10 protein-coding genes and 1 pseudogene are annotated in these 12,435 nt (G+C 63.3%); 7 read left to right on the top strand and 4 right to left on the bottom strand.

Annotation, left to right across the window (positions count from 1 at the left end; all coding sequences use genetic code 11):
* Positions 1 to 171: 171 nt before the first annotated feature.
* Both ACMV8A_RS00215 and ACMV8A_RS00210 read right to left on the bottom strand, forming a co-directional pair.
* A complete protein-coding gene (locus ACMV8A_RS00215) occupies positions 172 to 1,794 on the bottom strand; it encodes a methyl-accepting chemotaxis protein (RefSeq protein WP_495323709.1) in 1,623 nt (540 codons plus the stop codon).
* Between the two features lie 193 nt (positions 1,795 to 1,987).
* Positions 1,988 to 3,307 carry a PAS domain S-box protein gene (locus ACMV8A_RS00210; protein WP_495323708.1) on the bottom strand — a complete coding sequence of 440 codons (1,320 nt, stop codon included), beginning with the start codon at positions 3,305 to 3,307 and terminating at the stop codon, positions 1,988 to 1,990.
* A gap of 150 nt (positions 3,308 to 3,457) precedes the next feature.
* Here ACMV8A_RS00210 and ettA point away from each other — a divergent pair, with 150 nt between their 5' ends.
* From ettA to ACMV8A_RS00190, 4 genes and pseudogenes are all read left to right on the top strand, one after another.
* On the top strand, positions 3,458 to 5,122 hold the full coding sequence (ettA, locus tag ACMV8A_RS00205) for an energy-dependent translational throttle protein EttA (protein WP_495323707.1): 1,665 nt from the start codon (positions 3,458 to 3,460) through the stop codon (positions 5,120 to 5,122).
* A 30-nt stretch (positions 5,123 to 5,152) separates the two neighbouring features.
* Positions 5,153 to 5,406 (top strand): annotated as a pseudogene (locus ACMV8A_RS00200) (DUF4160 domain-containing protein).
* Positions 5,361 to 5,681 (top strand): DUF2442 domain-containing protein, encoded by a 321-nt coding sequence (locus ACMV8A_RS00195; protein ID WP_495323706.1) that lies wholly within the window; start codon positions 5,361 to 5,363, stop codon positions 5,679 to 5,681. The pseudogene ACMV8A_RS00200 and the gene ACMV8A_RS00195 overlap by 46 nt, the downstream one beginning before the upstream one ends.
* Positions 5,682 to 5,809: 128 nt before the next feature.
* Entirely contained in the window at positions 5,810 to 6,460 is a 651-nt protein-coding gene (locus ACMV8A_RS00190; protein ID WP_495323705.1) for a hypothetical protein, read from the top strand.
* A 52-nt stretch (positions 6,461 to 6,512) separates the two neighbouring features.
* Here the strand turns inward: ACMV8A_RS00190 and ACMV8A_RS00185 are convergent, their stop codons facing one another.
* The gene (locus ACMV8A_RS00185) at positions 6,513 to 6,710 is read right to left on the bottom strand and encodes a hypothetical protein (protein WP_495323704.1); all 198 of its coding nucleotides are present in this window, start codon (positions 6,708 to 6,710) and stop codon (positions 6,513 to 6,515) included.
* A gap of 372 nt (positions 6,711 to 7,082) precedes the next feature.
* Complete coding sequence (locus ACMV8A_RS00180) at positions 7,083 to 7,529, bottom strand: NanQ anomerase/TabA/YiaL family protein (protein ID WP_495323703.1); 447 nt, start codon at positions 7,527 to 7,529, stop codon at positions 7,083 to 7,085.
* Between the two features lie 167 nt (positions 7,530 to 7,696).
* Between ACMV8A_RS00180 and ACMV8A_RS00175 the strand changes: the two genes are divergently transcribed.
* The 3 genes from ACMV8A_RS00175 (at position 7,697) to ACMV8A_RS00165 (ending at position 12,363) form a co-directional block, all read left to right on the top strand.
* Positions 7,697 to 9,049 carry a TrpB-like pyridoxal phosphate-dependent enzyme gene (locus ACMV8A_RS00175; protein WP_495323702.1) on the top strand — a complete coding sequence of 451 codons (1,353 nt, stop codon included), beginning with the start codon at positions 7,697 to 7,699 and terminating at the stop codon, positions 9,047 to 9,049.
* 133 nt (positions 9,050 to 9,182) lie between these two features.
* Positions 9,183 to 11,636 carry a Lon protease family protein gene (locus ACMV8A_RS00170; RefSeq protein WP_495323701.1) on the top strand — a complete coding sequence of 818 codons (2,454 nt, stop codon included), beginning with the start codon at positions 9,183 to 9,185 and terminating at the stop codon, positions 11,634 to 11,636.
* Positions 11,626 to 12,363 (top strand): hypothetical protein, encoded by a 738-nt coding sequence (locus ACMV8A_RS00165; protein WP_495323700.1) that lies wholly within the window; start codon positions 11,626 to 11,628, stop codon positions 12,361 to 12,363. The genes ACMV8A_RS00170 and ACMV8A_RS00165 overlap by 11 nt, the downstream gene beginning before the upstream one ends.
* Positions 12,364 to 12,435: the final 72 nt, after the last annotated feature.

Genomic DNA, 12,435 nt, shown 5'->3' with positions numbered 1-12,435 from the left:
TGGGTAACTATAGTGAATCCACGTTACAAGCGCGAACATGCCGCGCCGGATTGCATCGCATTGTATATTAGCGTTCTCTAATATACCAGAGCGGGTATGGGGCGGGCGGTAAAGGATTCAAGCGCCGGAGGGAGGAACCCGGCTGCGCCGGGTTCCCGTCCCGAGAGAGGACTACAGCTTGAACTGACCGACCAGGCGGTTGAGTTCGCTGGCGAGGCGTACCAGCTCCTCGCTGATCTGCGAAGTCTGTTTGGCCCCTTCCGAGGTCATGTCGGCCATGTGGCTGATGCTGGAAATATTGCGGTTGATCTCGTCCGCCACGGCGCTCTGCTCCTCGGCGGCAGTGGCGATCTGGGTATTCATATCATTGATGGTGCCCACCTCGCCGGCGATCATGCCCAGGCTCTCGGCCGCCTTCTCCACCTGTTCGGAACCGGACTGGGCCCGCGTCTGCGCTGCCTCCATGGCCCGCACCGCATCACGCACGCCCCCCTGCAGGCGCTCGATCATGGTCTGGATTTCCTCGGTGGACTTCTGCGTGCGCGAAGCCAGGGTACGCACCTCGTCGGCCACCACGGCGAAACCGCGGCCCTGCTCGCCGGCACGCGCCGCCTCGATGGCGGCGTTGAGGGCCAGCAGATTGGTTTGTTCAGCGATGCCCTTGATCACGTCCAGCACCATGCCGATGTTGGCGCTGTCGCCCTCCACCTTCTGGATCACCTTGGCGGCATTCTCGATGTCGCGGATCAACACCTCGATGCCACCCAAGGCCTCGGTGGCCACATAGGCGCCATTCTTGGCCTCGTCATCGGCACCCCGCGAGGCGGCCGCCGTCTGGCTGGCATTGCGCGCCACCTCCTGTACCGTGGCACTCATTTCATTCATCGCCGAGGCCACCATATCGGTCTCGCTGCGCTGATCCATCACCACCTTCAGCGTCTCCTCGGCGACATTGGAGACACGATCCGACACCTCGTTGAGCCGGTGGGTGGCACTGGACACCGCCTCCAGGCTGTGGCGGAACTTCTCGATCATACGGTTGAAGGCATGGCCCATGGCGCCGACCTCATCCTCCGCCTGGATGGCGACGCTGCGGGTCAGATCCTCGTTCTCGGCCATGGTTTCCATGGTGGAGCGCATGGCATTGATACGGCTGATCACCACGCGGCGCACGGTATAAACCATCACTGCCAGGCCCAGGAGCAGCAGCAGGAGTTGGATGCCGGCGGAAACCAGGATATTGCGGTCCACCTCTTCGTCCAGTTCCTTGAGGGAATAGCTGATGCGCACCGCGCCGACCACGGCGTTTTCCGCCACTGGGTGGCACATCAGGCAGTTGGTGCCGCGGTAATCCTTTTCGGCATGAATAGGGTTGATCACGGTAAGGACACGGCCGCCGTTCTGCTTACGCACGTCGATGATCTGCTCACCGGCCAGGGCGCGGCGATCGAAATCGTCCACCGGGGCCTGATGGTCAAAACCGGGCCCGAAGATCTTGGTGATTTCCTCGTCGCGGATGATGCGGGCATCGATGACACCGGGGCGCGCCAGGATCTTTTTGCGCAGCACATCGCGCTGGTTCATGGTGCCGGTCAGCATCATGGTGTTGATACTGTCGAAATAGGAGTCAGCCGCGTCCTTGGTCTGCTGCTCCACCACCTCCAGCACCAGCCGCTTTTCGGTACTCGCGGCGAACATCAGGGAAGCAGTCATGACTAGGCCAAGCACCAGTAGCAGGGCCAGATTGATTTTCGCCTGCACGGACATCTGTCGGGTAGCGGACGGCTTATTCATGTATTACCTCAACACCACAGTGGCGCACGGCACTGGGCCGTGGTCATTTATTAGTTTATTTAGATATTCCTTACTACTGACCCGACTTCCCCGCTGCGGGCCGGGCCTTCCCCTACCGTCCGCTATCGGCAAGCACCGCGCATTCTGAAGGGAGGGCCGGGGCTATCATACCCTGCGGCGCGCGCGATGCCACTCAACTGTTGATGCGCGGTCTGCCAGGGCCGGCGGGGTGGTGATAAAACGCATAATGCGCGCCGCACTCGCGCGCCCGCTGCATGGCGATTTCGGCCTTGTGCAACAGGTCTTCGGTTTCCTCGCCATCGTCGGGATAGAGGCTGATGCCGATGGCCGGGGTAAGGAACAGCGCGTAGCCATCCCGTCGCAGGGGCTGGGCAAACTCCAGCATGATGCGCCGGGCCAGCGGCTCCATTTCCTGGGCGTGCAGGGGTTGCTTGTGCAGAATGGCGAACTCGTCCCGCCCCAGCCGCGCCACCGTGTCCCCCGGTGCCACCACCTCCTTCAGATGCTGGGCCAGCAATCCCTGAAAGCCCTCCAGCGTCGCCCGCTCCACCTCATCACCGACAACGGCCCCCAGATCGAACCCCACCTGGAGCACCCCTACCGCCAAGCCCAGACGCCGCGCCTGCAACAGGGCATGCGTCAACCGGTCGACGAACAGGATACGGTTGGCGAGGCCAGTCATGGCGTCGTAATGCATCACCCGGTGTAGCCGCTGCTGGGCCGCCAGGCGCCGGGTGATGTCCTTGCCGGTGGACACGAAGTGGGTGATGTTGCCCTGCTCATCCCGTACCGGGGTGATGGTCTTTTCCTCGTAATACAGCTCGCCGTCCTTGCGCCGGTTGATGAACACCTCGCTATAGGGCAGGCCGTTGAGCAACAGCTGCCACATCTGGCGGTAGAAGTCCGTCTCCTGAAAGCCGGAGCGCAACAGCGCCGGGGTGCGGCCCAGCACCTCCTGCTTGGCGTAACCAGTGATGTCCTCGAAGGCAGCGTTGACGTACTCGATCACCCCGTCGCGGTCGGTGATCATCACCGCATCGGCGGTCTGTTCCAGGGCGCGCGACATCTGCTTCATCTGCGTCTCCAGCAAGCGCGCCTCGGTGATGTCGCTGGACAAGGTCACGCTGCGGCAAAGACGGCTATCGGCATCCCGGATGGGGAAGCTGCGGCTGCGCACCCAGCGCACCGCGCCGTCCGGCTGCTGGATGCGGTATTCACCGTTGAGGCCAGTCCATCCCGCCGTCAGCCATGCCTCCACTCGCGCCACATCCTCGGCATGTATCGTGGCAAGAAAGGCGGGAATATCGCGGAACAGGAGCGGCGCCGGGCGTCCCCACAGGTTCTCGCAGGCGGGATTGGTATGGAGCAGACGGCCGCTGGTGCTATCGGCCAGCCAGAAGGCTTCGTCGATGGCATCGGCGAGTTGCTGGATACCGGCGACGCTCATCTCGGGCGCAGCCGCCTCCGGCGGGGAATGGCGTGAGTCGTCCATCGCGGTGGATACACCTGGGTGGGAACACGGCTGCCCCCATCCTATGGCCACCACCACGCCGGCACAAGCCTTTTTCTACGCTGCTCTGCCCGCCCCTTGGCGGGCCGGGTATAATGCCGCCCTTTGCAACTTCACTGACAGCAGACAGCCATGGCCCAATACGTAATGTCCATGCTCCGCGTGAGCAAAGTCGTCCCGCCCAAGCGCCAGATCATCAAGGATATCTCCCTGTCCTTCTTCCCCGGCGCCAAGATCGGCCTGCTCGGCCTCAACGGCTCGGGCAAGTCCACCGTGCTGCGCATCATGGCCGGCGCCGACAAGGAATTCGACGGCGAGGTGCAATGGCAGTCCGGCGTGCGCATCGGCTATCTGCCGCAGGAGCCGCAACTCGATGCCAGCAAAACGGTGAAGGAAGAGGTGGAGGCCGGCCTGGGCGAGATCGCCGAGGCACGCACCAAACTGGAGGAGATCTACGCCGCCTACGCCGAGCCGGATGCCGACTTCGACAAGCTGGCCGAACAGCAGGCCAAGTACGAGGCGATCATCGCCGCCGCCGGCAATGACATCGAACACCAGATGGAGATCGCCGCCGACGCCCTGCGCCTGCCGCCCTGGGAGGCGAAGATCGAACACCTGTCCGGTGGCGAGAAACGCCGCGTGGCCCTGTGCAAGCTGCTGCTATCCAAGCCCGACATGCTGCTGCTGGACGAACCCACCAACCACCTCGACGCCGAGTCGGTGGAATGGCTGGAACAGTTCCTCACCCGCTTCCCCGGCACCGTGGTCGCCGTCACCCACGACCGCTACTTCCTCGACAACGCCGCCGAGTGGATCCTGGAACTGGACCGCGGCCACGGCATCCCCTGGAAAGGCAATTACTCCTCCTGGCTGGAGCAGAAGGAAGAGCGTCTGGAGAAAGAGCAGAAGCAGATCGACGCCCACATGAAGGCGATGAAGCAGGAACTGGAATGGGTGCGCTCCAATCCCAAGGCGCGTCAGGCCAAGTCCAAGGCGCGCATCGCCCGCTTCGAGGAACTCAACTCCATCGAGTACCAGCGCCGCAACGAAACGCAGGAGATCTTCATCCCGCCCGGCGAGCGCCTGGGCGACAAGGTCATCGAGTTCAAGAACGTCAGCAAAAGCTTCGGTGAGCGCCTGCTCATCGACGACCTCAGCTTCCAGATCCCGCCCGGCGCCATCGTCGGCATCATCGGCCCCAACGGCGCGGGTAAGTCGACGCTGTTCAAGATGCTGCAAGGCAAGGAACAACCGGATTCGGGCAGCATCGACATCGGCCCGACGGTGAAAATCTCCTCCGTCGATCAGAGCCGCGAAGGACTGGAGAACGACAAGACGGTATTCGACGCCATCTCCGGCGGAGCCGACATCCTCACCGTCGGCCGCTTCGAGATGCCGAGCCGCGCCTACATCGGCCGCTTCAACTTCAAGGGAGGCGATCAGCAAAAGATCGTCGGCAACCTGTCCGGCGGTGAACGCGGCCGCCTGCACCTGGCCAAGACCCTGATCCAGGGCGGCAACGTGCTACTGCTCGACGAACCCTCCAACGACCTCGACGTGGAAACCCTGCGCGCCCTGGAAGATGCCCTGCTGGAGTTCGCCGGCTGCGTGCTGGTGATCTCCCACGACCGCTGGTTCCTCGACCGCATCGCCACCCACATCCTGGCCTGCGAAGGCGACTCACACTGGGAATTCTTCGCCGGCAACTACCAGGAATACGAGGCCGACAAGAAACGCCGCCTCGGCGAAGAAGGAGCCAAACCCAAGCGCATCCGCTACAAGCCGATCAGCCGGTAACTGCTAGACTGAACCGCAAGTACGCGGCCCATGCCAACCGTCAGCCAGTTCTTCGGGAGATCCAGATGTTCTGGCGGGAACATGCGCCGCCTCACTTCCACGCCCTCTACGGCGAATACGAGGCGCTGATCGATATGCGTACCCTGGAGGTTATCAAAAACCTGCCCCAGCGCGCCTTGGCGCTGGTGCTCGAATGGGCGGCGCAGCACCGCAGCGAATTGACGGAGGATTGGGAGCTATGTCAAACGAAGCAATTGCCCAAGACTATCGCCCCACTGGAGTAGAGGCAGCGGCCCCCTGGCGGGTGCGCAACGTCGAGGTACTACCCGGCTATCGCCTTTCGGTCACCTGCAACGACGGCACCACCGGCATCATCGATATGTCCCGACTGGTCACGGACAAGCGGGCAGGCATCTATGCTGCACTCAAAGACGAGCAGTTATTCAGCCAGGTGCGTATCGAACTCGGAGCCCTCACTTGGCCTAATGGCGCAGATATGGATCCGGAGTGGATGCATGAGGAACTTGCCCGCAACGATGCCTGGCAAGTTCCCGCATAGCAGCATCGCCCCTGCATTCAGCCCCGTAGATGGATGGAGCGCAGCGCAACCCATCGATTCTCCGGGCTCAGCGCATGAGCCAAACCGCTATGCTATAGATGGCGCATCCTCGTGCAAGGACTGCAAGCATGCTGACGATATCCCGAGAAGCCCTGGTAAAACTCGCCAAGCACTCCTGGAATCTGTATCCACTGGAGGCGTTCGGCTATCTGTTGGGAAGCTCCGCCGACAACGCGATCTATGCCGCCCTGCCCTGCTCGAAGACACAACACTGGTACGAATATGGCGATCGCTGGAACGGCATCGCACAGCATGCGGACAAGGCCGCATCGGTGGCACGCCACTTCGACCTGGAATTGGCGGGTGTTTATGCATCGTTCTATGGATACGCCAATGATTCAGGAAGACTGGAGGATTACCCTGCCCCGCCGGCATTGGCCACACCGGGCATGGCGTTAGTGTTGAACTATCTCATGATGTGCTGCCGCAGTTGTTCGTCGTTCCGAATGACCCAACATGGACACCTGCTTACCTACGGCGACGACTATGTGCTGACACGCAAAAAGCGCCTGACGCGATCCATCAATCAGCGGCGCATCCTCCAGAAGTGGCACACGGTATTCGGCCCCATCGACTATTCCAACGGGTATGGGCTCATGGAGGCCATCAGGGCATACACCGAGCGATTTGACGAAGGCCCATCTATTCTCGGTTGGGCTGAACAGAAAGCGATCAGCGCCATCAACGAAGCGCTCGCCACGGGGCGCCCCGTCAAATGAGGGGCGGAGGCCGATATTCCCACTGGCGCGATCCTAAGGTGATGCGGGCGCATCAGCGCCTCAGGAGCGGCTCCAGCCACGCCGTGACATAGGCAAAGAACGCGAATACCGCCACGCCCGCGGCTATCGGCAGCATGACCGATATCCAGGGGTCCATGCCCCAGAACAGCCAGCCGGCGCCCAGGGCGACAACGAACGCAGGGATCAACGGCCAGAAGTGGCGCAGATAGATGAAAAAAATACGAACCATGGGGCAAGCGTAGCACGACTGGGGCAGCTGGCACGGCGGACAAATCCCGGGCCGCCCTACTGCGAAATGCACAAACTCAGACCGTGATCCAGCTCCAGCCGTGATTGAAGCGCTTACACCAATTTCGGAGGCTACCAGCCATGCTGTTTGACCGGCACAGTGTGAGGTATGGGGCAATCTGGGCCCTATGGATGCTCGTCGCCCTCCTGGTGGCATGGCACCAATTGGCAGCACCAGGCTCGCTGCTTTGGTTTCTCATCGTGGCCCCACCGGTCGCTGTGGCCATCCTTCTCTTTGGCGGCGTGGTGCTGATGGCCATCCTCGCGCTGTATGCCTGGTGTCTGACGCCCCCCAAGAGGCGATAGCTCCGGTTTACACCTCGATCTTCAACACCACCTTGTGGATCAGTCCGTCGCTCACCAGTGGGGCGTGGGCGTCTTCCGGGAAGAAGATGCAGAAGCTGCCGGCACGGGCCGTGACCCAGCTGTGCGGCGTGTCGTGGAAGAACTGGATGTCCTTTTCGCTGCTGAAGGCCGCCACCGGCTGGCGGCAGGCCTGTAGCGGCGCCCAGCCCATTTCATCGCAGCCGGCAATGACGTACTGAATGTCGATGTAGCGGCGATGGCATTCCAGTTGCGCCGCATCGCGCGCCCGTCCCTGCACCGCCGAGTAGATGGCCACCAGGTGCTCGCCGACGAGATTGAGCCGCCCGCTCTGCGGCGGCTGCACCGGCAAATGGTGCAGATAGGCAAAGGCGCGCTCGAATAGGGGGTGCAGGCCGGTGTAACGGTGGGAATTGTCCAGGGTGTCGAGGATCACGCGGGGTCTCCAGTAGCCAGGCCGAATTGCGCCATTGTGCCTTTGCGGCGTCTTGTGCGCCATCATTGACCCAGCCATTTGACGCCGCCCTCCCGCATGGGCTAAAACCGCACGACCGGCGCGCCAGGCGCGTCCGCCCCCTGCCGTCATAACAACGAGGTATCACCGTGGCCCAGACCAAGATTCTGCTCGACGAGAACGAAATCCCCACTCACTGGTACAACGTCGTTGCCGACATGCCCAATGCGCCGGCGCCGGTGCTGGGCCCGGACGGCAAGCCGATCACCCCCGACGCGCTGGCGGCCATCTTCCCCATGTCGCTCATCGAGCAGGAGGTCTCCGCCGAGCGCTGGATCCCCATCCCGGAGAAGGTACGCGAAATCTATCGCCTGTGGCGCCCCTCGCCCATGTTCCGCGCCCACCGCCTGGAACAGATGCTGGGCACCCCGGCAAAGATTTACTACAAGTACGAGGGCGTCAGTCCCGCCGGCTCGCACAAGCCCAATTCGGCCATCGCCCAGGCCTATTACAACCAGCAGGCCGGCATCAAGCGCCTGGTCACCGAAACTGGCGCCGGCCAGTGGGGTTCCTCGCTGGCCCTGGCCGGCCAGATGTTCGGCCTGCAGGTGCGCATCTACATGGTGAAGGTGAGCTACGAGCAGAAGCCGTTCCGCCGTTCCATGATGCAGACCTGGGGCGCCGAGGTGTTCGCCAGCCCCACCAACATGACCAACGCCGGCCGCAGCATCCTGGAGAAGGATCCGACCAATCCCGGCTCCCTCGGCATCGCCATCTCCGAGGCGGTGGAAGAGGCGGCCTCCCGCGCCGACACCAACTACGCCCTCGGCTCGGTGCTGAACCACGTCATCCTGCACCAGACCGTCATCGGCCTGGAGGCCAAGAAGCAGTTCGAGAAGGTGGGCGACTACCCGGACATGATCTTCGCCCCCTGCGGCGGCGGCTCCAATTTCGGCGGTGCGGCCTTCCCCTTCTTCGCCGACAGGGCGGCTGGCAAGAACGTGCGTCTGGTGGCAGTGGAGCCCTCCTCCTGCCCGACCCTGACCCGCGGCCACTATGCCTACGACTTCGGCGATTCCGTCGGCATGACTCCGCTGCTCAAGATGTACACCCTGGGCCACGACTTCATGCCGCCGTCGATCCATGCCGGCGGCCTGCGCTACCACGGCGACAACGCCATCGTGTCGCAGCTTTATAACGAGGGGCTGATCGAGGCGGTGGCGGTACCGCAGGTGGCCACCTTCGAGGCCGGTGTGCAGTTCGCCCGCGCCGAAGGCATCATCCCGGCGCCGGAATCTTGCCACGCGGTGCGTGCCTGCATCGACGAGGCGCTGCGCTGCAAGGAGTCGGGCGAGGCCAAGACCCTGTTCTTCAATCTTTCCGGCCACGGCCACTTCGACATGGCCTCCTACGACAAATACTTCGCCGGTGAGCTGGAAGACTATGCTTATCCGGAAGAGGCCATCCGTCAGGCGCTCGATCACCTGCCCAAGGTAGGCTGATACCACCGACCACGGAGGGCACAGAGTTCACGGAAAAAGGAGCTGCTGCGTGGCATCCCCCTTGGGGTGACGACCAGAAATAAGCACCGTGCCCTCTGTGGTCCCTATTCCTCACCAGACAAAATAGACAACCATGAGCAAACCCGAACCGCTGGCACCCGAAGCGCTGTACAGGCGCTGTGACCCCGGCCTGTTCAGTTTCGAAACCACCGCCGAACTGCCGGATGTCACCGGCATCATCGGCCAGAACCGTGCCATCGGTGCCGTACGCTTCGGCGTCAACATCCAGCGTGAAGGCTACAACCTCTACGTGATGGGTCCGCCGGGCATCGGCAAGCACACCCTGGTGCGCCAGTTCCTGGAACAAAAGGCAGCCGGCCGCACCACGCCGGACGACTGGTGCTACGTCAACAACTTCGAGCAGGCACACAAACCTCACGCCCTGCGCCTGCCGCCCGGCCGCGGAATCGCGCTCAAGCGCGACATGGAAAAGCTGGTGGAAGAACTGGGCGTGGTGCTGCCCGCCACCTTCGAAGGGGAGGAATACCGCAGCCGCATCCAGGCGCTGGAAGAGGAGCTGAAGGAACACCAGGAACACGGTTTCAGCGGCCTGGCCGAAGAGGCCGCCAGCCATAACGTCAAGCTGTTCCGTACCCCATCCGGTTTTGCCTTTGCCCCGATGAAGGATGAGGAGGTGCTGGGGCCGGACGAATTCGAGAAGCTGCCCAAGGAAGAGCAGGCACGGATCGAAGAAGTTGTCGCCACGCTGCAGGAGAAGTTGCAGGCGCTCATCCGTCAGATTCCGCTCTGGCGCAAGGAGACGCGCGAGAAGGTCAAGGAACTCAACCGTGAAACCACCAAGGCGGCAGTGAACCATCTCATCGATGATGTGAAGCAGCGCTACGCCGACCTGCCACGGGTGGTGGAATACCTGGCCACGGTGGAGCAGGATGTCATCGACAACGTGCGCAACTTCGTCCACAGCGATGACGGCGGTGAAGGCATGCCCGACGGCAAGGGCGAGTCACTGCATCGCTATCAGGTCAACGTGCTGGTAGACAACAAGGACACCGAGGGCGCCCCCATCGTCTACCTGGACAATCCCACCTATCTCAATCTGGTGGGCCGCGCCGAACACATCGCCCAGTTCGGCACCCTGATCACCGACTTCACCCTGATCAAATCCGGCGCCCTACACCAGGCCAGCGGCGGCTATCTGCTGGTGGACGCCTACAAGCTGCTCACACATCCGTTTGCCTGGGAGGGACTGAAGCGTGCACTGTACTCCAGCGAGATCCGCATCGAGTCACTGGAGAAGATGCTGTCGCTGGTCAGCACCGTGTCGCTGGAGCCGGAGGCGATTCCGCTCGACGTGAAGGTGGTGATTGTCGGCGACCGCATGACCTATTACCTGCTGCACGAATACGACCCGGACTTTGCCGAACTGTTCAAGGTAGCGGCCGACTTCGAGGGGCGCATTCCGCGCAACGACGACAACAAGCGCATCTACGCCCAGCTCATCGCCACCCTGACACGCAAGGAAAAGCTGCGCCCCTTCGACCGCCACGCCGTGGCGCGTGTCATCGAACACGGTTCGCGTCTGGTGGAGGACACCGAACACCTCACCGCCCACATGCGCTCCATCGCCGATGTGTTACGTGAAGCGGACTACTGGGCCGGCGAGTCCGGCCATGAGGTCGTCGGTGCCGCCGATATCGAACAGGCCATCGACCATCAGATCCACCGTTCCTCGCGCGTGCGCGAACACCTGTTGGAGGAGATCCGCCGCGGCACCATCATGATCGACACCAGCGGCGCCAAGGTCGGCCAAGTCAACGGCCTGTCGGTGCTGTCCATGGGCGAGTTCGCCTTCGGCCAGCCCTCGCGCATCACCGCCACCGTGCACATCGGCGAAGGCAGCGTGGTGGATATCGAGCGCGAGGTGGAGCTGGGCGGCGCCATCCACTCCAAGGGTGTGCTGATCCTCTCCTCCTTTCTCGCCGCGCGCTACGCCACCCACCACCCGCTGGCGCTGTCCGCCAGCCTGGTGTTCGAACAGAACTACGGCATGGTGGACGGCGACTCCGCCTCGCTGGCCGAACTGTGCGCCCTGCTCTCGGCCATCGCCGGACTGCCGATATTGCAGTCCTTCGCCGTCACCGGCTCGGTCAATCAGCACGGCCAGGTGCAGCCCATCGGCGGCGTGAACGAAAAGCTCGAAGGCTTCTTCGACGTCTGTCGTCTCAAGGGACTCACTGGCCAACAGGGCGTGCTGATCCCCGCCAGCAACGTAAAGCATCTGATGCTGCGTCAGGACGTGGTGCAGGCGGTGGCCGACGGCCAGTTCCGCATCTATGCGGTGGAGACGGTGGATCAGGCCCTCAGCCAGCTGCTGGATACGGACGCCGGGGTACAGGATGCCGATGGCAACTGGCCTGAGGACAGCGTCAACGGCCGCGTGCAACACCGTCTCTCCGAGATGGCCCACATTCGCGCCAGCTTCGGCGACCACGGCAAGGACAAGGGCGACGACAGCCCGGCGCCGGACACCAGCGATGCCGGCGCCCCACCCCGCCATGTCGACTGAAGACACCGCCGGCGCCGTGCGCCGCATCCTGCTCGCCCTCGACTCGGCGCAAGATGCCAGCAGCCTGGAACTGGCCGCAGAACTCGCCGCCCTGGTGCAGGGCACGCTGCATGGCGTGTTCGTGGAAAACAGCGATCTGCTGCGTCTGGCGCAGCTGCCCTTCGCCCACGAGGTCACCCTCAGTTCCGCCATGACGCGGCGACTGGAGGCGGCACAACTGGAACGCGACCTGCGCGCGCAGGCCGAACAGGTGCGCCGTCTGCTGGAAAACCACGCCCTGCGCCATCGTGTGGAATGGAGCTTCCGCATCGAACGGGGCGCACTCACCGCCACGCTGGCCGCCAGCAGCGGCAGCGACGTGGTGATGCTGGGCCGCTCCGGCGTTGATACCCGACAGCAACGCACTGAGGCCACGCCGATCCTCGTTGCCTACGATGGCAGCGCCGCCGCCGGTCGCGCCCTCGACACCGCCGCCGATCTCGCCGGCAACGATCTGCTGGTGCTGCTCCCCGCCGAGCAGGCCACGACGCTGCGCACGGCGGCGGCGAACCACCTCGCCGGCCGCGGCCTGCGCGCCAGCTACCTGGTGTTGCCTGAGCTGTCGCCGCCGCACCTCATCGCCAGCGGCCGGCGGCATCATTGCCGCCTCCTGGTCATGGCCGGCGATCCGGCGCAACTGCTGCCGCACATGCGGCGCTCCAGTTGCCCGGTGGCGGTGGTGCAATAGCACGACAACTCTTCTGCGGCTACGTTGAACCAACTTCTGCCCTGCTTGGCCTGACACAGCAACAGGATTACA

This window comes from Sulfurivermis sp., assembly GCF_059410345.1.
Note: the sequence above shows the minus strand (reverse complement) of the source record. Positions and strands in the feature narration are given on the sequence as shown.

Excerpts from the sequence above, each read along its gene's own strand:
- ACMV8A_RS00170 (WP_495323701.1), top strand. The coding sequence starts at position 9,183 with ATGAGCAAACCCGAACCGCTGGCACCCGAAGCGCTGTACAGGCGCTGT.
- ettA (WP_495323707.1), top strand. The coding sequence starts at position 3,458 with ATGGCCCAATACGTAATGTCCATGCTCCGCGTGAGCAAAGTCGTCCCG.
- ACMV8A_RS00190 (WP_495323705.1), top strand. The coding sequence starts at position 5,810 with ATGCTGACGATATCCCGAGAAGCCCTGGTAAAACTCGCCAAGCACTCC.
- ACMV8A_RS00210 (WP_495323708.1), bottom strand. The coding sequence starts at position 3,307 with ATGGACGACTCACGCCATTCCCCGCCGGAGGCGGCTGCGCCCGAGATG.
- ACMV8A_RS00185 (WP_495323704.1), bottom strand. The coding sequence starts at position 6,710 with ATGGTTCGTATTTTTTTCATCTATCTGCGCCACTTCTGGCCGTTGATC.
- ACMV8A_RS00195 (WP_495323706.1), top strand. The coding sequence starts at position 5,361 with ATGTCAAACGAAGCAATTGCCCAAGACTATCGCCCCACTGGAGTAGAG.
- ACMV8A_RS00215 (WP_495323709.1), bottom strand. The coding sequence starts at position 1,794 with ATGAATAAGCCGTCCGCTACCCGACAGATGTCCGTGCAGGCGAAAATC.
- ACMV8A_RS00165 (WP_495323700.1), top strand. The coding sequence starts at position 11,626 with ATGTCGACTGAAGACACCGCCGGCGCCGTGCGCCGCATCCTGCTCGCC.